The organism is Leifsonia sp. 1010 (genome assembly GCF_031455295.1).
In the GTDB taxonomy this organism is placed as follows: Bacteria; Actinomycetota; Actinomycetes; order Actinomycetales; family Microbacteriaceae; genus Leifsonia.
The window spans coordinates 169,469-190,100 of record NZ_JAVDSL010000001.1 but is presented as its reverse complement, the minus strand read 5'-3'; the positions used below and the strand labels follow the sequence as shown (position 1 = coordinate 190,100).

Below are 20,632 nucleotides of genomic sequence, written 5' to 3'. Positions count from 1 at the left end.
CCGCGGCGCCCTCGTGCGCGACCCGCACGTGTGGTCGGAGTATTTGACCGAGGCGATCGAACGCTACGGCGACCGCGCCGACGTGCTGTTCACCTCCCACCATTGGCCCACCTGGGGGCGGGAGGAGCTGGTCGCCTTCCTGCGCATCCAGCGCGACCTCTACGGGTACCTGCACGACCAGACCCTCCGGCTGTTGAACAGGGGACTGACCGGCACGGAGATCGCCGAGGAGCTGACGCTGCCGCCCGCCCTGGAGCGGGAGTGGAGCACGCGCGGCTACTACGGGTCCGTCTCGCACAACGTCAAGGCGATCGCGCAGCGCTACCTCGGCTGGTTCGACGGCAATCCGGCGCGACTCTGGCCGCATCCACCACAGGCGCTCGCCGAGCGCTATGTGAGGGCGATCGGCGGCGTCGACCGCGTCGTCGAGCTGGCGCAGGCCGCCTATGACGACGGTGATTTCCGCTGGGCGGCGACCCTGCTCGACCATGCCGTGTTCGCCGACCCGGACAGCGCGCCCGCGAAGTCCCTCTACGCGGACACGCTCGAGCAGCTCGCCTACGGTTCGGAGAACGCCACCTGGCGCAACTTCTTCCTCTCGGGGGCGACCGAGCTGCGCGAGGGCAACTTCGGCACGCCGACTGCCGCGAACGCCCCTGCCGTGCTCGCCGAGCTGACGCCGGAGCAGATCTTCGACTCGATCGCCATCACCGTCGACGGCCCGAAAGCGTGGGACCTGGACCTATCGCTCGAAGTCGACTTCACCGACCTCGGCCGCACTTTCCATCTGACTCTGACGAACGGCGTGCTCATCCATGTCGAACGCCGAGCGCCGGGCGACGTGCCGCTGCGTCTGACGATCACCAAGCCGGACTTCCTGGCGCTGCTGGGCGGGAATCCGTCGCCGGCCAGTATGTCGCTGGAGGGCGACGCCGGCGTGCTGCAGCAGCTGACGGCAGTCCTGCAGCGCGGGGACCCGGGCTTCAACATCGTCCTGCCGTAGTGCGGTCGCCGCGCGGTCTCACGCGCGGCGCGCCGACCGCCGTTCCGACCGCTCCGGCCGTTCCGGCCGCGCCGGCACGGGGTCCGCGGACCCTCCGACGATCTCGCGGGGCAGGTTGCGCGAGAAGAACAGCGCGCCGCACGACACCAGGGCCAGCGCCGCGAACGACAGCTCCAGCGACCGCAGCTGCGACGTCTCGTACAGTCCGGCCAGGGCCTTCGCGTCGTCGTCGCCGAGCCCGGCGTCCGTCGCGATCTTCGGCACGTCCGCGACGGCGACCGGGGTGATGCCCTCCTGGGTGCGCTCCTGCACCGTGCTCTTGACGTCGTCGGGCAGTGTGCTCTCGGCCACGGCCCCGGCGAACACGCTCGAGAGCGACGCGATCATCACCGACCCGATCAGCGCTGTACCGAGCGACGATCCCAGGTTCTGGAAGACGCCCTGGATGCCGCCGGCCTCGCTCAGCTGGGTGGGCCCGACGGCCGACATCGTCACGTTCCCGAGCTGAGAGGCCAGCAGACCGAGCGCGGCCCCGGCGATGAACATCCCGGTGGCGAACAGCCAATTGTTGAGTTCCACATCCACCGAGCCGAGCAGGATGAGACTGGCCACCACCAATGTCAGCTGGCCGACCCGGGCGATCAGGCGCGGGGAGAACCGTTTCGAGAACATCGTGCCGAGGACGGAGAAGAGGACGAGGGAGATCGAGAGCGGGAAGACGCGGATCCCCGTCTCCAGCGCATCCAGCCCCAGCGTCAGCTGCAGGTAGATCGGGACGATGAAGAACAGCCCGGCCGTCACGGTGTACTGGATCGCGAGACTGCCGACACCTGCTCGCAGCTGCGAGATCCGCAGCAGCGAGACGTCGAGCAGCGGGGGCCGGCCGCTGGCGACGAGCCGGCGCTGCCGGACGAAGAACAGCCACAGCAGGACGCAGCCCGCTGCCACCAGATAGGGCACCGGCGACAGTCCCAGCAGCGTGTACGGCGCCCCGGCGCCGGCGAGGATCCAGCCCCAGCTCTTGGTCTGCAGCAGGGCGTAGACGATCAGCACCAGACCGGCGGCGGAGAGCAGGACCGAGAGGATGTCGATCCGGATGCGCGAGCGCGTCCCATGGTCGCCGACGAGGAAGCTGAACACCAGGACGACCGCCATGATGACGACCTCGCCGGCGAAGACGTACCGCCAGCTCGCGTAGGTGGTCAGGAAGCCGCCGATGAGCGGGCCCGCCGCCACGGCCGCCCCCGACGACGCCCCGATGACGGCGAAGGCCGTGACCCGGGCGTGCCCCTGGTAGTTGTCGGCGATGAGGGCTGCGATCGCCGGGATGACCAGCACGGCGCCGAGCCCTTCGACGATGGACCAGCCGAGGAAGAGCACGACGATGTTCGGGCTGAGCGCCGTCGTCAGCGACCCGATCGCGTAGACGATGGACCCGATGATGAGGGCGCGCTTGCGGCCCCACACATCCCCGAGCTTCGCGCCGAGCAGCATAAAAGCCGCCATTGTCAGCGTGTAGAAGGTGATCGCCGTCTGCATGGCCGCGATGGTCGTGTCGAGGTCCGCCACGACGGTCGAGATGGACACGTTCATGACGGTGCTGTCGAGCACCATGACGAACTGCGCGGCCCCCAGCACCGTCACCGCACCCCAGCGTCCTGCCATGGCCGCACCTCCCGCGCTCCCGGTGGCCGCATGCTAGCGCCGCGCGTGTGTCGCCGGACACCCACGGTTTGCGCGAGCGCAGGCGGGACTTTCCGACGTCATAGGCCCTGGTCATTCGCCCGGGACGGGACGATACTGCGTCCATGCCGGGAATCGGGGGCCGGACTTTCGTCAGCATGGTGGCCGTCGCGGCCGCCGGTGTGCTGTTGCTGGTGGGAGCGGGGGTCGGCGCCCCTCCCGCGGCGGCGAGCTTCGCGACGCAGTGCAGCGCACCGACGCGGGTGCTCGATCCGGCATCCCCGTCGGTGGCCCTTGCGAGCGGTGAGACGGTGCTGCTCGCCACGGGCACCTTCACGGGCGGGGTGAATGCGCTGCCGTCCGGTGCCACCCTGTGCGTCGCAGCCGGGGCGGTGCTCCAGCCCGCCTACGTGAACAACGCATCCGGCTCCGTGGTGATCGCGGCGGGCGGGAATGCCGCCTTTCCGGCCATCGCCGTCGGGACCGGCTTCGATCTCGATGTCGAAGGCGTTGCCGCCTTCTCCGGCCTCAACGTGAACGGCGCTTCCTCCTTCACGATCGCGGCCGGGGGAACGCTGACCGTCGCCGGCGGCTTCTCCCCGTCCGCCGGCACGTTCGACAACGCGGGCACGATGGTCGTCGGGGGCACCCTCAACCTGAACAGCGGCGCCCACATCGAGAACGCCGGCGCGCTGCGGATCGAGGGCGATGCGAACCTCAACGGCAGGATGGACAACACCGGCACGGTCGAGGTGACCGGCTCCGTGACGCTCAACGGCGGACGGTTCGCGAACCTGTGCCGCGTCCGCACCGCTGGCGCACTCTCCAACAACTCGGGGGAGTCCACGAATGCGGGAATCGTCATCGCAGGAGGCGTCTTCGCCAACAACGGCACGTGGCGGCAGTCGGTGGAAGGGCTCCTCTCGTCCGCGGGTCTCACCGACGACGGCACGGTGACCGGCTTCGGCGCGTACCGGTTCGACGGGTTCACGAGTGTGCAGGGACGCTTCACCGGAGACTCGCCGGGCAACCCCATCCAGGTGCACACGCAGGCACCCCCCGGAAGCATCTTCGACGTGCAGACCGGCGTCGTCGCCAACGTCATCCGGGTCGCGGACACCCGCGCCGCTACGCTCGGCGCTCCGCTCCCGGGATGCAGCGCCAACGCTGAACCCTTTGCCGATGTGTCCGTCTCGAAGTCGGGACCGGCGACCGTCCTCCCTGGGGGCGATGTGACGTACACGCTGGTCGTGGCGAATGCCGGGCCCCACGACGCGACCGGGGTCCTCCTCGTGGATGCGCTCCCGCCCGAGACGACGGCCGTGGTCGACGCGGGAGGGGGGACGGTGACGGCGGGCACGATCAGCTGGAGCGTCGGCACCCTCGCGCCCGGCACGTCTGCGAGCCGCACCTTCACCATCTCCCAGACGGCCGCCGTCGACACCGTCCTGCGCGACGCGGCGAGCGCCGTCTCCGACACCGCCGATCCGGATCCGTCGAACAACGACGGCACGAGCCTCGACAGTCAGGCCGAGACCACTGTCGTCGCGGTGGCGCCGTCGGCGAACAACCCGCCGGTGGCCGAGCCGCTCGTCCAGCCGGGATTCACCGACCAGCTCCTCTTCGGCCGCGTCACGGCATCCGACCCCGATGCCGGCCAGGAGCTCAGCTTCCGGATCACGACACCGCCCGCGCACGGCCGCGCCGCGCTGGTGGCGGGAGGCTACTTCGGGTACCGATCGGCGTCCGATTTCACCGGCGACGACACCTTCGTCTACGAGGTCTGCGACGACGGCGCCCCGGTGCTGTGTGCGTCGGCGACCGTGTTCCTGCCGATCAGTCCGGTGGCGGTCGACGATGAGGCGCAGACGTTCGCGGACGCGGCCGTGGAGGTCCCGGTCGTCGCAAACGACTCGGACGGCGCCGCACTCGATGCGACCCTCGTCTCCGCGCCCGCGAACGGGACGGGCGTCGTCGACCCCGCCGCCTCATCCATCACGTACACGCCGGCCGCCGGCTTCACCGGGCAGGACTCCTTCCAGTACCGCATCTGCTCGCCGACCAACGCCTCGCTCTGCTCGACGGCGACCGTGACGGTGACCGTTCGCCCGGTGAACCATCCGCCCGTCGTCGAGCCGCTCCAGCTGACGACCACGGTGCAGACACCGGTGTCCCTCCGTATCCGAGCGACCGATCCTGACCCCGGGCAGCAGCTGATCTACAGCCGCGGCATCCCGCCCCGGTCCGGGACCGCCACTGTCGTCGGCGACGAGGCCACGTATTCTCCGCGCTTCGACTTCGCCGGTGCGGACAGCTTCACGGTGATCGTGTGCGACGACGGCGAGGTGGTCCTGTGCGGAACGGCGATCGCCGACGTGGATGTGTACCCTGTCGCGAATCCGGACACCTCCTCCACTCCTCAGGGCACCGCCGTGACCATCCCGGTGACGGACAACGACCTGGGTGACGTCGGGCCGCCGACCGTCTCGACGAACCCGGCGCATGGCACCGCCACGGTCAGTGGGGTGAGCATCGTCTACACCCCGGAGCCCGGCTACTCGGGCTCGGACACCTTCGAGTACACGATCTGCGCCTCGATCGGTCCCACACTGTGCGCGACGGCGACGGTCACCGTCGAGGTGCAGCCGGCGGCGGTCGTCCCACCTGACGGGTCCGGCGGATCGGGGAGCGGCGCGGTCGAGCTCCCGCCTTCGCCGGGCGGTCTGGCCATCACCGGGTCCTCCGTTCCGTCGCTCCGGGCGATCGGAGCAGCGGCGATCGCGATCGTCCTCGGCATGGCGATGGTGCTCCACCGTCGCCGCGCGACCGAAGCGCGATCGTTCAGATGCTGATCGCGGCGTTCGGCGTCATCCCGGCCATCGTCGGTGCTTTGCTGCAGGAGGTCGTCGACCTCGCGACGATCCTGGCCGCGCTGCGTGCGGCGCGCGTGCCGCGGGGCGTGCGGGCGCCCGTCGTCACCGGCGGCGCGCCGGCGCAGGTGTGACGCGGGAGCCGAACAGCCGGCGTCCCCTCACGCTGCGTCGGAACTCGCAGCCGGCACGTGCTCCAGACCCAGCCCGGGCTGACCGTAGCTGCCGACGACCTCGGCGATGACGATGCGGTAGGCGCCGATCCACCGGTCGTGCAGCCGCTTGGCCTCGCGGTGCGTGTCCATGCCGATGAGCTGCTGCAGGGCCTCGCGCGTCTCCCAGTAGTAGACCTCCGCGTGCAGGCCGGTCTCGTCGTTGCTCCACGCCTCCTCGCCGAGGAAGCCGGGGATGGCGCGGGCGCGCTCCGCGATCTCGTCGTTCAGCCGGTGGAAGTCGTCGTCGTAGGGCTTCGCCTCGAAGATGAAGGTCGACGTGTACATGGGCAACTCCTTCGTCGCGATGATGTTAGCAATCGCGATCCTGGCGACGTCACCGCCCGCCGATGACCCCGAGCAGGTGCGCGGCGTCCGCCGCGACGGCATCCCGCGCCGGGCGGAGGTAGCGGCGCGGATCGATCGCCTCGGGATGGACCGCGAGTGCACCGCGCAGCGCTTCGGTGAACACCGCATTGAAGCGCGTGCCGACGTTGACCTTGCGGATGCCCGCGCGCACGGCCTCGCGGACCAGCTCATCGGACACGCCTGACGAGCCGTGCAGGACCAGCGGCACCGACACGCGACCCCGCACCGCCCGGATGAGCGCGAGGTCGATCATCGCGGACTGCTCGGTCATCGCATGGGAGCTCCCGACCGCGATGGCCAGACCGTCCACGCCGGTGTTCGCGACGAACTCCGCAGCCTCGGCCGGGTCCGTACGGGCCGTCGCGGAATGGACGCCGTCCTTGCCTCCGACCTCTCCCAGTTCGGCCTCGACCCAGATGCCCGAGTCGTGCAGTTCGGACGACAGGGAGGCGGTGCGCTCCACGTTCTCGGCGTAGGGGAGGCGCGACCCGTCGTACATGACCGAGGTGAAGCCGAGGGCAGCCGCCTCCCGGATCAGTTCGGCATCGTCGGCATGGTCGAGCTGCACCGCGATCGGGACGGACGCTCTCCGGGCGGCGGCGAGGATGGCGGACCCGACCGGCTCGAGCGACCCGTGGTAGCGAACGGCGTTCTGCGACAGCTGCAGGATGAGGCCGGAGGAGCGCTCTTCGGCCGCCGCGACGAACGCCTCCAGATGCTCGGTGAGGATGACGTTGAAGGCGGCGACCCCCGTCGATCCGTCGACGAGGAGGTCGGCCGGCGACACCAGACTCATGCCTGCACTCCCGCTCGGACCGGACCGCGACCGGCGCCGGACCGCTCGACGGCGTCGGCGATGCGGTCGAGCTCCGCGGGTTCGAGGTCGAGGGAGGCGGCGGCGATCCAGTCGTCGATCTGCGCGGGCACCCGCGCGCCGACGATCGCACCCGTCACCCCGTCGAACGCGAGTGTCCACGCCACGGCGATGGCGCTCGTGGAGACGCCGCGCTCGCGAGCGACCGCCGCCAGCGCATCCACAACGAGGAGATTTCGTCGCAGGCCTTCCCCGGTGTGGTCCGGGCTGTTCCGGCGCCAGTCCGTCTCGGAGAGCCGCGCGGAGCGCTCGGCTGTGAACGCCCCGGTCAGAAGGCCGGACTCCATCGGCGCGTACGCGATGACCCCGGTCCCGTTGGCCGCCGAAGCAGGGATGATGTCGGCGGCCGCCTCGCGATTGAGCACCGAGAAGGGCGGTTGCATCGAGTCGACGTGGGCGATGCGCTCGGCCGCGGTCAACTCCTCGACACTGTGGTTGGAGAGCCCGATCGCGCGCACCTTCCCGGCAGCGCGCAGTTCCGCGAACACGGGCCAGTAGTCCTCCACGGTGTACGCGTCGAGTGGCGGCCAGTGCATCTGGTACAGGTCGATCTGCTCGACGCCCAACCGGCGGAGCGAGTCGTCGACCTCTGCACGGATGCGCGCAGGGTCGCCGGTGCGGGTGGGCTCACCGCGCGGGTCGGCGTCGTCCCAGCCGAGGCCCGCCTTGGTGAAGACGAGCGGGCGGTCGGCTTCAGGGAAGTCCCGCAGCACCGCGCCGACCAGCTCTTCGGCCAGGCCGCGTCCGTAGACCGGGGCGGTGTCGATCCAGTTGATGCCGGCCTCCACGGCAGCCCGGGCGCTGGCGAGGGAGTCGGTCTCGCTCTGCTCCCCACGGCCGGAGACCCAGGCGGCCCCTCCCATGGCGAGCGAGCCGAAACCGAGACGGGTGAGCTGAAGGCCGGTGGTCCCGAGGGGGCGGGTGGGCAGTGACGTGCGCATAGTGGTTCCCTTCGAAGGCGCGAGACGGGCGGTGGATCGGGTCAGCGGATGACCGAGGCGGCCAGCGGCTCGAAGCGCTCGTAGACCGCGCGGTAGGCGACGCGCAGGCGGTCGTCCACGGCGATGGTCGACGACGGCTGAGCCGGGGCCTGCTCGCCGGTCACGGCTCGCTGGGCGAGCACGGCGGCGCCGAGCGCCGGCGACTCGGTCTCGGTGCTGATGGAGAGCGGCGCAGGGGTCAGATGGGCCCGCACCTCGCGCCAGACGGCGCTCTCGCACGGGACTCCCGCCGCGGTCACGGCCGTGATCTCGTGACCGGAGACATCCGCCAGCTCGACGTCCAGGTCGAGGGCCGCGCACGCGAGTCCCTCGAAGAGCGCACGGAGCACAGTCGGACCGTTCGCGTCCGTCCCCACCCCGAGCAGCCAGCTCCGGGTGTCGGTGTCGATGCCCGGGACGAGGACCGCTCCTCGCGATCCGATCGGGCATTCCGCCAGAGCGTCCGTCTCGTCGTCCGGCGACTGGCCGGCGAGGCCGAGCAGCGTCCGCCAGTGCCGGTAGAGGTGACCGGAGGGCAGCTGCCGGTGCAGGTAGAACCGCGCGCCGTCCACGAAGCGGCCGACGCCGATTCCGGGCGGCAGCGGGTCATCCGGAAGGCTGTCGACGATCAGGCAGTGCGCCTCGGAGGTGCCGGCCGACACGTAGAGCTCGCCGTCGCCGCGCACGCCGATGCCGTACGCGCCGCAGAAGTGGTCGTGGCCGGCGAGGACGATGGATGCGGAGGCGGGGATGCCGAGACGGCCGGCGAGCCCGGCGTCCAGTGTTCCGACCGCGCTGCCGGTGGGCACCAGCGGCGGCAGGAGGGAGGAGCGCCATCCGGTGGCTTCGAAGACGTCGGGCAGCCAGCGCGCGTCGCGCACGTCGAAGAACCCGGTGCGGGAGGCGTGGGAGTGGTCGACCGCGTAGTGGTCGCCGCCGACGAGTCGCTCGGCGACGTAGCCGCTCAAAGTCGTGACAATCGCGACCTCGTCCGTTGCGACGTGCTCGCGAGCCCACCGCAATTTCGCCCAGGAGAAGGAGGGGTCGAGACCGGCCTCGAGCGCAGCGGAACGTCCGGCGGTCTGGTGATACCAGGTCGGCATCGGCGTCGACGGCGTCCCGTCGGCTCCAACCAGCACGACCTCCTCGCTGAGCGAGGTGATCCCGAGCCCCGCGACGCGCGCGAGTTCCTCCTCCGTGAGCCCGGCGAGAAGGCCGCCGAGCGCGTCCACGACGGTCCGGACGACCTCGTCGGCGTCGCGCAGGTCTCCATCGGGGGTCGGGATGACCGGCGTCGGCCGGGCGACGACGTGACGTTCGTGCGTCACGGTGTCGTAGGTCAGCGCCTTCGTACGGGTCGTGCCGATGTCGACACCGAGGAAGATCATGGACGGGCGCCCAGCCGCTCGGCCTGCTTCGGTCGCTCGGCCTGCTTCGCTCGCTCGGTCTGCTCCAGCCGCACCGAGAGCGGCTCGACGCGGGCGTGCGTGCGAGCGAGGAGATCCGAGAGGTCCGGGTCCGGCCCGATGTCCGGGATGAGCACGGCGGCGTTCGCGCTCGCCGCGGCCGCGCCGACGCACAGGGCTGTGGCGAGCTCTGCGCCGTCGGCGAGGGAGGCGGTGAAACCGGCGAGGAAGGTGTCGCCCGATCCGGTGGCGTTCTTCGTCTCGACGTCCGGTGCGCTCACGTCGAAGACGTGTGTGGCCGTCACCGCGAGCAGCCCGGAAGCGCCGAGCGTAACGATGACGAGTGCGACACCGGTGTCCACGACCGACTGCATCGCGGCAACCAGCCGCGACCGGTCGCCCTCCTCGGTGATGTCGTCAGGGGCGTCAGGAGCGAGGGCGGTGAACTCCTGGGCGTTGCACTTGATCGCCCAGGGGATCGCCCCAGCCGCGTCGAGGAGCGCCGCGCCGTCCGCATCCACGATGGTGCGTGCACCGCGTGCGCGGCCCAGCGCGATGAGCGAGGCGTAGAAGTCGTCGCCGGCACCGCGCGGCAGGCTGCCGGTGAGGACGAGCAGGTCCCCCTCACGCAGATCGTCGGCCAGCGACGAGGTGAGCGCTGCCACCTCGGCGGGGGAGACGGTCGGCCCCGGCTCGTTGATGACCGTGGAGAGGCGGGTGCGCTCATCCACCAGGATCGTGTTGATTCGGGTGTCATCGCTGATCTCGGTATGGCGGTCGCGGATGCCGAGCTTCTGGCACTCGTCGCGCAGGTAGCGGCCGATCGCTCCGCCGAGGAAGCCGTAGGCGCTCACGTCGTGCCCGAGGCGGCGCAGAGCACGCGCGACGATGAAGCTCTTCCCGCCGGCGCGTGGGCTGCTGAGGTGAGCGCGGTTGACCTCATGGGGACGGAACTCGAAGAGTTCCTCGGTACGGTCCATGGCGGGGTTGGGGCCGACGACCAGGATCGCCGGTACGGGGACGCCCGATCCGGCCTCCGCTCGTGCGCCTTCGGATCGTGTCATCCGCCGTCCTCCCCATTCGTAAACCAAAACCAAAGCAAACAAAGCAAAGCACAGCGAGAACGGAGCCGTCAAGAATCAACCAAAACCGTAAGATGTGAAACGCTCGGATGGAACGGGCACGAAGAGGGAGGCGACATGACGTCGATCGACGACGAGGAGCGTCTGTCTGGACCGGAGCGGCAGCGACTGCTTCTCGAGACGGCCCGGCAGCACGGACGCGTGCGCGTCAACGCGGCCGCGAAGTCGCTCGCAGTCACGCCGGAAACCGTGCGGAAGGACCTGGCGGCCCTGCAGGCGGACGGTCTCATCGTGCGCGTCCACGGAGGGGGCATCCCGGTGGAGACGCCGGCGTTCGAGCCCGGGATCACGGCGCGCACCGAGTGGACAGCTGAGAAGGAGCGGATCGCGCGCGCCGCGGTCGACGAGATCCCGGCCGGCGGTGTCATCTTCATCGAGACCGGCTCGACGACAGCCCACCTGGCCGACCTCATCCCCGCGGATTTCCCCGTCACCGTGGTCACGAACTCGCTGCCGATAGCCCAGTCGCTGGCCACCCGTTCGACCGCCGCGACGGTCGTGATCCTGGGCGGCCGGGTGCGTTCCGTGACCCTCGGGAGCGTCGACTCGCTGGCCATCAGGAACCTCGAGGACCTCTTCGTCGACGTCGCGTTCCTCGGCACCAACGGCCTCAGCCTGGAGCGCGGGCTCACCACGCCCGACATCGCGGAGGCCGAGACCAAGCGCGCCGCCCTCCGGTGCTCCAACCGCCGCGTCCTGCTCGCCGATCACAGCAAGGTCGGACGCGTCTCGTTCTGCCGCTATGGCGAACTCTCCGACATCAACCTGCTCATCACCGACACGGGTCTGTCGGTCCAGCAGGCGGCGGAGCTCGAGGCCGTCATCGGTCGCGTCGCACGCGTCTGACTCGACCCGCTTCGCGACCCGCCGTCGCGCGGTGTTCTGTTACGTTCTGATTACCCCCTTGTTTCCGCTTGACTAGTTCCGGTTTGCTGTGTTTGACTTCCGTTACTTCGCCGCCGGACCCCTCAAGAAAGGGACCGGCCGAAAGGTGAAGCCGGTCGTTTTCAGTGAGGAGCGAAGTGGACGCGCAGGTAGGCGTAATCGGTTTGGGAGCCGCGGGAAGTGCCGCCCTCTGGCGTGCGGCGGCGCGCGGAGCGGATGTGATCGGGTTCGAGCAGTTCGGCTCGGGCCACGACCGCGGCTCGTCGCACGGCTACTCCCGCGTGTTCAAGTCGGTCACGCCGCAGGGACCGCAGGAATCCGCCCTGGCGCAGCGGGCCGTCGGCCTGTGGCGCGACCTGGAGGCGGAGAGCGGCGAGTCCGTCCTGCACATGACCGGAGGCCTCTCGATCGGGCGTCCGGACGGACCGCTGATCGCCGGCCTGGAGAAGGTCGCCGCTGAGACCGGTCTGCCCCTGGAGTACCTGGACGAATCGGAACTGCGCCGCCGCTTCCCGCAGCACGTCATCGAGCCAGGGGACATCGGGGTGATCGATCCGGCGAGCGGCTACCTCCAGCCGGAACTCGCCATCCGCACCGAGTGGATGCTCGCGCGGAAGCATGGCGCCCGCGTGGTCGACGCGGCCGTGCTCGAGGTGATCCCGCAGGCCGATTCGGTGCTCGTCGTCACCGCCGAGCGCACCTGGGAGGTCGGTACGGCGATCGTCGCCGCGGGGGCCTGGCAGCGCACTCTCCTGCCCTTCCTCCCGTTGGAACTGACCCCCCGCCGGGCCACGCTGTCCTGGTTCACGCCGAAGGCCGGCCGCGAGTCCCTCTTCACCGCGGAGACGTTCCCCGCTTTCACGCACGAGGCGATCGGCGAGACCGGTTGGGGCCTCCCCGAGTTCGACGAATACGGCGTGAAGATCGGCCTGGACTTCACCGAGGGCTACGAGATCGTCGATCCCTCGGCGAACAAGAAGGAGGTCGAGGACTGGGAGCTCGCCCGGGTCCGCCGCTTCGTCGCCGAGACCCTGCCCGACCTCGAGCCCGTTCCCGCCTACTCGGGCGGCTGCATGATCACGATGACGCCGGACGAGGAGTTCACCATCGGCATCCCCGCCGACCACCCGCGCCTCGTCGTCCTGTCGGCCTGCTCGGGACGCGGCTTCAAGATGTCGGCCGCCAACGGGGATGTCGCCGCCCAGCTGGCGCTGACCGGCGAGACCGACCTCGACCTCAGCCTGTTCTCTCCCGACCGGTTCTCGGCGGGAGCCACCCCCAGCACCACGTCCACCACCACCATTGGAGCAACGAAATGAAGCGACTCACCAGAGCATCCCTCGCTGCAGCGGTTCTGACCGCGGCGCTCGTCGCCACCACCGCGTGCTCGAGCGGTTCCAGCGCCGGAACCGAATCGACCGCCGGAAGCGCGACCTCGAAGTACGAGACCATCAAGCCCGGTGTCATCACCATCGTCACGAGCAGCGACCTCACCCCCTTCGCCTATATCAAGGACAAGAAATGGGTCGGCGTCGACATCGCACTGGTCGAGGAGGCGGCGAAGAACCTCGGGCTGAAGGTCGACATCACGGGCCGCGACTTCGACACCCTCATCCCGCTGGTCGCCGGCGGTCAGGCCGACATGACGATGGGGTCGATCGCCGACACCGACGTCCGCCGCAAGACGGTCGACTTCACCCTCCCGGACATCATCGGCAACAACGCCCTGGTCGTGCCGAAGGACTCGGACATCAAGACGGAGGACGACGTCGACGGCAAGAAGATCGGCATCCTGCAGTCGAGCCAGGCGCTGCAGTACGCGCAGAAGTACTGGACCAAGGCGAACATCGTCACCTTCCCGTCCAACAACGCGGCGCGGCTCGCTCTCTCGGGCGGCGGCCTCGACGGCATCCTCGTCGACCCGCAGAACGCGAAGGCGTACACCAGCCAGTTCGGCTTCAAGGTCGCCCTGTCGGCGGTCAACCCCGAGGACCGCGGCGGAGCCTGGATCCTCAACAAGAAGGCCACCAACCTCCGGGTCGCGCTCAACGAGCAGCTGCGGAAGTTCCTCGCCGACGGCACCACGCAGAAGATGCTCGAGAAGTGGAACCCCGCCGACGACGCCCAGCCCGTCATCGACTGGCTGAAGAAGTACTACGCGGCCCACCCATCCAACAAGTACTCGGTCGAGTAACCGGACGCGCACCCGGGCCGGCCAAGGGAGAACGACATGGACATCATCAACGGCTTCTTCAACTGGGACCAGATCACGGCGATCCTCCCCGACCTCATCATCACGGGGCTCCCCAACACGCTCCTCCTCGCCATCGGTGCGATGATCCTCGGCACGATCGTCGGCATCGTGATCGCGGTGGCGAGCCTGTCGAAGCGGGCGTGGCTCCGCATCCCGGCCCGGGTGTACGTCGACCTCATGCGCGGACTGCCGGTCATCCTCACGATCTTCCTGCTCGGGCAGGGGCTCCCGCTGATGGGCGTGCGGATCTTCGGCGACAGCTCGTATCCGTACGGCATCCTCACCCTGGGGCTCATCGCCGGCGCGTACATCGCGGAGATCTTCCGCTCCGGCATCCAGGCGCTGCCGGCCGGTCAGCTGGAGGCGGCGCGGGCGCTGGGCATGCCGCACGGGATGGCGATGCGGCTGATCGTCATCCCGCAGGGTGTGCGCAACGTCCTGCCCGCGCTGACGAACCAGTTCATCGCGACGATCAAGGACTCCAGCCTCGTGTACCTCCTGGGCTTCACGGTGTCTGAGCGGGAGCTGTACCGCATCGGCCAGGATGCGGCGCAGCAGACCGGCAACCTCTCGCCGCTCGTCGCCGCCGGGATCATGTACCTGATCATCACCATCCCGCTCACGTACGTCGTCAACTGGATGGACAAGCGCTTCAAGACCGGCCGCAAGCCGGAGAACGCCATGACCGGCGAGGCCGACGCCGCCAACCTGACGCCGACCGCTCCGGTGTCGGCGCAGCAGCGGGAAGGAGCGGACAAGTGACGCAGATCGACAGCCGGCCCGAACAGAAGGACGTGCGACGCACCATGGCAGCAGAGACGGCGATGACGGCACCGGTGAAGGCCGGTCGGGTGGCTGTGGAGGGAATCCACAAACGCTTCGGCCCGGTCGAGGTGCTGAAGGGCATCGACCTCGAGATCGAGCCGGGAGAGGTGGTGTGCATCATCGGCCCGTCCGGTTCCGGCAAGTCGACGCTCCTGCGTCTGCTGAACCGGCTGGAGGATCCCAGCGCCGGTCGGGTGATCGTCGACGGTGAGGACATCACGGCGCCGAAGACGAACATCGACGCGGTGCGCAGCCGCATGGGGATGGTGTTCCAGAATTTCAACCTGTTCCCGCACATGACCGTTCTGGAGAACATCACGATCTCCCTGCGCAAGGTCAAGCGGATCGGCAAGGCTGAGGCTGACCGGATCGCGGTGGAGCGTCTGACCGAGGTGGGGCTCGCTCACAAGGCCTCGTCGCGCCCCGCCCAGCTGTCCGGCGGTCAGCAGCAGCGCGTCGCCATCGCCCGCGCGCTGGCGATGGACCCGGAGCTCATGCTGTTCGACGAGGTCACGTCGGCGCTGGACCCCGAACTGGTCAAGGGTGTTCTGGATGTGATGACCGGTCTCGCGAAGGCAGGCATGACGATGGTCGTTGTCACCCATGAGATGGGCTTCGCACGTCGGGTGGCCGATCGGGTCGTCTTCATGGACGGGGGAGTCATCGTCGAGCAGGGCGCTCCGGCCGACATCTTCGACCATCCCCATTCGGAGCGGTTGAAGCGGTTCCTGTCGCAGGTGTTGTGACCGTCACGGGTGTTGTGACCGTCACGGCGACGACGGCCCGGCCACGTCCGGGCCGGCGGCCGTTGCGGACCCCGGCCCGATCGGCTCCACCGGCTCGGGGTCCGTCTGCGCCGTCCTGGTGTCCGCCGGGTCCTTCTGGCGGCGGCTCGCGAACAGGAACGGGACGCCGATCAGCTCGACCACTCCGCCGATGACGAGCGACGTGCCGTATCCCCACAGGTCGGCCGCGCGCCCGAGGGCCGGTTGGATGAACACCCCGCCGAGGCTCCCGAACAACGAGTCGAACGACAGCACCGTCGCGCGCTGCTTCGAGGGGATCATGTCGTTCAGGTAGGCCTGACGCACCGGGCCGGCCACCGCGAACACGAAGCCCCAGATCACCAGCAGGACGATCGCGAGCCAGAAGAGGCTGGTCAGCCCCAGCACCACGAGGACGAGGATGCTCGTCAGCGATGCCCCGATCACCGTCGTGGTGCGCTTCGCGAACAGGCCCCGGATGCGCGGGGCGAGCACACCGCCCGCGACCTGAGCCAACGAGAGGATGGCGGCGGCCAGACCGGCGATCGAGTATGCGGTCGTGTCCCCGTAGAGCTCCAGCAGGTACGGCTGCAGCGCATAGAAGGCGTAGATGCCGACGCCGGAGGCGAACGGCGCCGACAGGATCATCCAGCGCACCGACCGCTTGCGCAGCCCGTGATCGATCGATTGCTTCAGCACGTTCCTGGTCGCCGCGACCGGGTCCATCGAATGGTCGGGGGTGAAGCCGAGGTCTTTCATCACGATGGCGGCGAACACCAGCATGACGACCAGCACCCCGGCTCTGAGCAGGAACGGCACGCCGAGGTTGGTCGCCTGGGCGATCACCCCACCGAGAACCGACCCGGCGAACATCGCGATGCCGGTGACCACCAGGCCGCGGCCGAACACGGCCTCCAGGCTCCCGGTGTACTTGGCGAACGCCAGGGCGTCGACGAGCCAGGCGTCCACCGCGCCGGAGAAGAAGGTGAAGCCGAGGCCTAGGAGCACCGACACGATCGCCCACCAGACGAACGGGGCGTGCCACAGCCACAGCATCCAGTACAGGCCCGTGGTCACCGACAGCGTGATCGTGCCCAGCACGTACGAGGCCTTGCGGCCGACCGTGTCCGCGACGACACCCGTCGGGATCTCGAAGATCACCATCCCGGCGGTGAAGAACGCGTTCGCGGCGAACGCCTCGAAGTTCGAGAGCCCGGCGTCGAGGAGGAAGAGGGTGTTGATGCCCCAGATGAACGACGCCGCCAGCGTGTTGCCGAGCATCAGGGTCAGGTAGACGCCCTGCACCCGGCGGGCCGCCGGATTCACGGCCCGCGACCGATCGGTTCATCCCGGCTCGTCACCCCGGCATCATGGACCCGATCGGGTCGTCGTGGCTACGACCGATGCGGACACGAAAGAAAAACCCCCGGCTCTGACCGGGGGTTCTCTCTGGTGGCTCCGACCGGCATCGATCCGGTGACCTTTCGATTTTCAGTCGAACGCTCTACCAACTGAGCTACAGAGCCAGGGGATGCTTACGCATCCACCTAGACGGAAGCCCTTCCTACTGGAAGGGCTTGTCGCCGTGGCGACCCTGACGGGACTTGAACCCGCGACCTCCGCCGTGACAGGGCGGCACGCTAACCAACTGCGCTACAGGGCCTTAGTGTGTTGCTTTTTCAATTATCTGGTGCTGCTCAATACTAGTGGACACCGTCCGGCGTGACCCCAACGGGATTCGAACCCGTGCTACCGCCGTGAAAGGGCGGCGTCCTAGGCCGCTAAACGATGGGGCCGGATTGTCTCGAATTGCTTCCGCTTTCCGATGACCACCGACGCACAAGCATACGGAAGTGCGACAGAGAATGCGAATCCGGCTCGGATCCCGGGCGGGTCGGGCTTCCGGCGGCCCGTTGCCGGTTCGCGCAACGCCACTGCGAAATCCGAGGATGGGGCGGAAGCGCGACATAGTCTGCGACCCAGGCGGTCCCCCGGCCGCTCGTGCGGACGCACGCCGACTCCCATCATTCCGGCCTCCGACCAGGCCGGAAATCGCCATGTTGATAGAGTGACGCATGTTGACAGTGGGGCACGTGTGACTCGCGTGACGGACGTCGACGCAGAAGTGAGCGGGCCGAGAAACACCATGAGACGCGAAACGACCAGCCGAACGGTTTCCCCGACCACCCGCGGTTCACGCCGCCGGGCGGTGATCGGTGCCCGCGCGACGCGGGCGATCGCGGCTCTGATCGTCGGCGTGGTGGCCTCGGTCGGCGCCGTCTCCGCCCCGGCGTACGCGGACAACTACCCCAGCTGGCAGGACGTCCAGGCCGCGAAGGCCAACGAGTCCGCCGCGTCGGCGCAGGTCACCCGGATCAACGGTCTCATCGCTCAGCTCAAGCAGGAGGTGGCCGACACCCAGGCGGCCGCCGTGAAGCGCGGCGAAGAGCTCGAGGTCGCCCAGGCGAACTTCGATCAGGCGGCCATGAAGGCCCTCGACCTCGAGTCACAGGCGGCGGCCAGCCAGAAGAAGGCGGATGACGCGAGCGCCCAGGCGGGCAAGCTCGCCGCCCAGCTCTACCGCACCGGTGGCCGGAATCTGACCGCCAACCTGTTCCTGTCCGGCAACAACGCGACCTCCAAGAGCCCGGAGCGGCTCCTCTCCGACCTCGGCAGCATGTCGAAGCTGGTGGAGCAGTCCAACAAGGTCTACGCCGACGCCAAGGCCGCGCAGAACACGGCGAAGTCGCTGTCCGACCAGGCGGTCGTCGCCAAGGCCGACCGCGAGCGCCTCCGCGTCGTCGCCGAGGCGGCGATGCAGGCCGCGATCGAGGCGGCGAAGGCGGCGCAGGACAAGCTCGCCGAGCAGCAGAAGCAGATCGTCATCATGCAGGCGCAGCTCGCTGCGCTCAAGGACGCGACCGCCAAGACGGTCGCCGGCTACGAAGCCGGTGTCGCGGCGGCCGCCGCCGCAGCGGCCGCCCGCGGCTCCGGGGGCCTCCCCGGCGGCTATGTCGGGCCCCAGGGCTGGGCCGTGCCCGCTGCCGGACCGATCACCGACGGCTTCGGCGCACGGCCGTCGCCGGGCGGGGTCGGCAGCACCTACCACCTGGGCATCGACATCGGCGCCTCGTGCAATGCCCCCATCTACGCGGCCCATGACGGCACCGTCGTCTACGCCGGGCCGAACGGCTCGTACGGCAACTTCGTCCTCATCGACAACGGCGGCGGCATCCAGACGGGATACGCGCACATCCGCAACGGCGGCATCCTCGTCGGCATCGGCCAGCAGGTCGGCGCCGGTCAGCCCATCGCCCGCGTCGGAACCACCGGCGCCTCCACCGGCTGCCACCTCCACTACGAGGTGCGCGTGGGCGGCGAGAAGATCGACGGGATCCCGTTCATGAGAGATCGGCAGGCACCCCTTGGCTAACGAGAACGAGAAGAGCAGCCGCGTCCGCCCCGGCCTCGCCATCGGCGCGGGCGTCATGGGCGCGGTCACGGCATCCATCGGCATCGTCGCGCCTGCGCAGGCGGTCGACTACCCCTCGTGGAACGACGTCCAGCAGGCAAAGAACAACGTCGCCAACCAGCAGGCGATGATCGACAACATCACGAAGCTGATCGACGGCCTCCAGTCGAGTGTGGATGCCGCCCGCATCGCCTCCGAGAAGGCGGCGGAAGCGTACTTCCAGGCGAAGGACGCCCTCGACGCGGCGACGGCCAAGGCCGCCGACCTGGAGAAGCAGGCGGGAGCCGCGGCCGAGAAGGCCAAGACCTCCAAGATGCGCGCCGGGCTCCTGGCGTCGCACCTGGCCAAGTCCGGCGGAGGCGACGTCACCACGGATCTGATGCTCAAGGGCGGCGGATCCGGCGACGCCGCCGACAAGCTCCTGTTCCAGCTCGGGACGATGAGCAAGCTCACCGAGCAGTCGAAGGCCGTCTACGAGCAGGCGACGAAGGACAAGAACACGGCCGACGCGCTGACCGCCCAGGCGAAGTCGGCCAAGACGGAGCGCGAGTCGCTGGCCGACGAAGCCGACAAGGCTCTGGCCGCAGCTCAGGATGCGCAGGCCAAGGCCCAGGCGGCCCTCGCCACCCAGCAGCAGAAGTCGACCGAGCTCGTCGCCCAGCTTGCGACGCTCAAGAACACCTCGGCGCAGACCGAGGCGGCGTACCTGCAGGGTGAGCAGATCAAAGCCCAGCAGGAGGCCGCTCGGCGTGCGCAGGAAGAGGCGCAGCGCCAGGCGGCGGCCGCGGCAGCGGCTGCAGCGGCGGCCCGTCCGCCCGCGTCGTCGGGCGGCTCGGCGCCGTCCGGCGGTGGGGGAGCGGCTCCGGCGGCCCCGAACGGCAACGTCGTCGACACCGCGATCGCGTACGCCCGCGCCCAGCTCGGCAAGCCGTACATCTTCGGCGGCGAAGGGCCGGGGGGATACGACTGCTCGGGCCTGACCATGAAGGCGTACGCGTACGCCGGCGTCTACATCGGCTCCCACTCGGTCAACAACCAGTACTACACCGCCGCCGACAGGGGGCAGCTCGTCTCGTACAGCGCCAAACAGGCCGGCGATCTGATCTTCTGGGGCGACGGTCCCGGCGACTTCTACCACGTCGGCATCTACATCGGCGGCGGCAAGATGATCGCGGCTCCGACCGAGGGCGACGTCGTCAAGATCCAGTCCGTCTGGGGTTCCCCCTGGCGCCTCGTGGCCCGTCCCAGCGCCTAACCCCCAGCGTCTGACCCCCACCGTCTGACCCCCAGCGTCTGACCCAAGCAAACAGCTCCGGAGTTTTTCGGCCGATTTCCGTGGAAACGACCGAAAGACTCCGGAGCTGATGGATTCGCTGGGGTCAGTGGCCCTCGGCGGCGAGCTTGGCGATCGCCTTCTGGATGAGGCCGTCGGCCTCGGCGGCGTCGCCCCAGCCCTCGATGTTCACGAACTTGCCCGGCTCGAGGTCCTTGTAGCGGGCGAAGAAGTGCTCGATCTCCTTGCGGGTCTGCTCCGGGATGTCGTTCACATCCTGGATGTGCTGCCAGCGCGGGTCCTTGTACGGCACGGCGATGATCTTCGCGTCGCCGCCCGCCTCGTCGCTCATGTTGAGCACGGCCACCGGACGGACCTTCACGCCGACGCCCGGGAACACCGGGTACTCGAGCAGCACGAGGGCGTCCAGCGGGTCGCCGTCGTCGCCCAGGGTGTTCTCGAAGAAGCCGTAGTCGGTCGGGTAGACGAAGCTGGTGAACAGCACGCGGTCGAGGTACACGCGACCCGTCTCGTGGTCCACCTCGTACTTGTTGCGGCTCCCCTTCGGGATCTCGATGACGACGTCGTATTCGGCCATTCCGTACTCCTTAGCTCTCGGC

Annotated in this window: 18 protein-coding genes and 3 tRNA genes; 10 read left to right on the top strand and 11 right to left on the bottom strand. The window is 69.2% G+C overall.

The features are described 5' to 3' along the window. The first annotated feature begins 13 nt into the window (after positions 1 to 13). Positions 14 to 1,003, top strand: coding sequence for an alkyl sulfatase dimerization domain-containing protein (locus J2Y42_RS00950; RefSeq protein WP_309853890.1), 990 nt, complete (start codon positions 14 to 16; stop codon positions 1,001 to 1,003). Positions 1,004 to 1,021: 18 nt separating this feature from the next. On the opposite strand, the gene J2Y42_RS00945 is transcribed toward J2Y42_RS00950, so the two are convergent. Continuing rightward, positions 1,022 to 2,668 carry an MFS transporter gene (locus J2Y42_RS00945; protein WP_309853888.1) on the bottom strand — a complete coding sequence of 549 codons (1,647 nt, stop codon included), beginning with the start codon at positions 2,666 to 2,668 and terminating at the stop codon, positions 1,022 to 1,024. Between the two features lie 143 nt (positions 2,669 to 2,811). Between J2Y42_RS00945 and J2Y42_RS00940 the strand changes: the two genes are divergently transcribed. Both J2Y42_RS00940 and J2Y42_RS00935 read left to right on the top strand, forming a co-directional pair. After that, positions 2,812 to 5,538, top strand: a complete 2,727-nt coding sequence (locus J2Y42_RS00940) for an Ig-like domain-containing protein (RefSeq protein ID WP_309853885.1) — start codon at positions 2,812 to 2,814, stop codon at positions 5,536 to 5,538. Next, positions 5,532 to 5,690 carry a hypothetical protein gene (locus J2Y42_RS00935; RefSeq protein ID WP_309853882.1) on the top strand — a complete coding sequence of 53 codons (159 nt, stop codon included), beginning with the start codon at positions 5,532 to 5,534 and terminating at the stop codon, positions 5,688 to 5,690. Before J2Y42_RS00940 ends, J2Y42_RS00935 begins: the two co-directional genes overlap by 7 nt. 27 nt (positions 5,691 to 5,717) lie before the next feature. Here the strand turns inward: J2Y42_RS00935 and J2Y42_RS00930 are convergent, their stop codons facing one another. The 5 genes from J2Y42_RS00930 to J2Y42_RS00910 are packed head-to-tail and all read right to left on the bottom strand — an operon-like array spanning position 5,718 to position 10,461. Beyond that, entirely contained in the window at positions 5,718 to 6,056 is a 339-nt protein-coding gene (locus J2Y42_RS00930; RefSeq protein WP_309853880.1) for a hypothetical protein, read from the bottom strand. A 49-nt stretch (positions 6,057 to 6,105) separates the two neighbouring features. Next, positions 6,106 to 6,933, bottom strand: coding sequence for a class II fructose-bisphosphate aldolase (locus J2Y42_RS00925; RefSeq protein ID WP_309853877.1), 828 nt, complete (start codon positions 6,931 to 6,933; stop codon positions 6,106 to 6,108). After that, positions 6,930 to 7,952: an aldo/keto reductase gene (locus J2Y42_RS00920; RefSeq protein WP_309853874.1), complete on the bottom strand. Its 1,023-nt coding sequence runs from the start codon at positions 7,950 to 7,952 to the stop codon at positions 6,930 to 6,932. Before J2Y42_RS00920 ends, J2Y42_RS00925 begins: the two co-directional genes overlap by 4 nt. Positions 7,953 to 7,993: 41 nt before the next feature. Beyond that, positions 7,994 to 9,379 (bottom strand): FGGY family carbohydrate kinase, encoded by a 1,386-nt coding sequence (locus tag J2Y42_RS00915; protein ID WP_309853871.1) that lies wholly within the window; start codon positions 9,377 to 9,379, stop codon positions 7,994 to 7,996. Continuing rightward, positions 9,376 to 10,461: a hexose kinase gene (locus J2Y42_RS00910; protein ID WP_309853868.1), complete on the bottom strand. Its 1,086-nt coding sequence runs from the start codon at positions 10,459 to 10,461 to the stop codon at positions 9,376 to 9,378. Before J2Y42_RS00910 ends, J2Y42_RS00915 begins: the two co-directional genes overlap by 4 nt. 135 nt (positions 10,462 to 10,596) lie before the next feature. On the opposite strand from J2Y42_RS00910, the gene J2Y42_RS00905 reads away from it, so the two are divergent. The 5 genes from J2Y42_RS00905 (at position 10,597) to J2Y42_RS00885 (ending at position 15,249) form a co-directional block, all read left to right on the top strand. Beyond that, the gene (locus J2Y42_RS00905; RefSeq protein WP_309853865.1) at positions 10,597 to 11,385 is read left to right on the top strand and encodes a DeoR/GlpR family DNA-binding transcription regulator; all 789 of its coding nucleotides are present in this window, start codon (positions 10,597 to 10,599) and stop codon (positions 11,383 to 11,385) included. Between the two features lie 164 nt (positions 11,386 to 11,549). Further along, positions 11,550 to 12,743: an N-methyl-L-tryptophan oxidase gene (gene solA / locus J2Y42_RS00900; RefSeq protein ID WP_309853862.1), complete on the top strand. Its 1,194-nt coding sequence runs from the start codon at positions 11,550 to 11,552 to the stop codon at positions 12,741 to 12,743. Then, entirely contained in the window at positions 12,740 to 13,618 is an 879-nt protein-coding gene (locus tag J2Y42_RS00895) for an ABC transporter substrate-binding protein (RefSeq protein ID WP_309853859.1), read from the top strand. Before solA ends, J2Y42_RS00895 begins: the two co-directional genes overlap by 4 nt. Positions 13,619 to 13,654: 36 nt before the next feature. Continuing rightward, on the top strand, positions 13,655 to 14,440 hold the full coding sequence (locus tag J2Y42_RS00890; protein WP_309853857.1) for an amino acid ABC transporter permease: 786 nt from the start codon (positions 13,655 to 13,657) through the stop codon (positions 14,438 to 14,440). A 44-nt stretch (positions 14,441 to 14,484) separates the two neighbouring features. Beyond that, on the top strand, positions 14,485 to 15,249 hold the full coding sequence (locus tag J2Y42_RS00885; RefSeq protein WP_396427146.1) for an amino acid ABC transporter ATP-binding protein: 765 nt from the start codon (positions 14,485 to 14,487) through the stop codon (positions 15,247 to 15,249). A 21-nt stretch (positions 15,250 to 15,270) separates the two neighbouring features. On the opposite strand, the gene J2Y42_RS00880 is transcribed toward J2Y42_RS00885, so the two are convergent. The 4 genes from J2Y42_RS00880 to J2Y42_RS00865 all read right to left on the bottom strand — a co-directional run bounded on the left by J2Y42_RS00880 (position 15,271) and on the right by J2Y42_RS00865 (position 17,063). Continuing rightward, positions 15,271 to 16,593, bottom strand: a complete 1,323-nt coding sequence (locus J2Y42_RS00880; RefSeq protein ID WP_309853853.1) for an MFS transporter — start codon at positions 16,591 to 16,593, stop codon at positions 15,271 to 15,273. 124 nt (positions 16,594 to 16,717) lie between these two features. Continuing rightward, a tRNA-Phe gene (locus tag J2Y42_RS00875) sits at positions 16,718 to 16,793 on the bottom strand. Positions 16,794 to 16,853: 60 nt separating this feature from the next. Continuing rightward, positions 16,854 to 16,930, bottom strand: a tRNA-Asp gene (locus tag J2Y42_RS00870). Positions 16,931 to 16,990: 60 nt separating this feature from the next. Next, positions 16,991 to 17,063: transfer RNA gene (locus J2Y42_RS00865), tRNA-Glu, on the bottom strand. 350 nt (positions 17,064 to 17,413) lie between these two features. Here J2Y42_RS00865 and J2Y42_RS00860 point away from each other — a divergent pair. Beyond that, positions 17,414 to 18,700, top strand: coding sequence for a peptidoglycan DD-metalloendopeptidase family protein (locus tag J2Y42_RS00860; protein ID WP_309853852.1), 1,287 nt, complete (start codon positions 17,414 to 17,416; stop codon positions 18,698 to 18,700). After that, positions 18,693 to 19,994, top strand: coding sequence for a C40 family peptidase (locus J2Y42_RS00855; protein WP_309853849.1), 1,302 nt, complete (start codon positions 18,693 to 18,695; stop codon positions 19,992 to 19,994). The genes J2Y42_RS00860 and J2Y42_RS00855 overlap by 8 nt, the downstream gene beginning before the upstream one ends. Before the next feature lie 124 nt (positions 19,995 to 20,118). Here the strand turns inward: J2Y42_RS00855 and J2Y42_RS00850 are convergent, their stop codons facing one another. Beyond that, the gene (locus J2Y42_RS00850) at positions 20,119 to 20,610 is read right to left on the bottom strand and encodes an inorganic diphosphatase (protein WP_309853846.1); all 492 of its coding nucleotides are present in this window, start codon (positions 20,608 to 20,610) and stop codon (positions 20,119 to 20,121) included. Between the last annotated feature and the right edge of the window lie 22 nt (positions 20,611 to 20,632).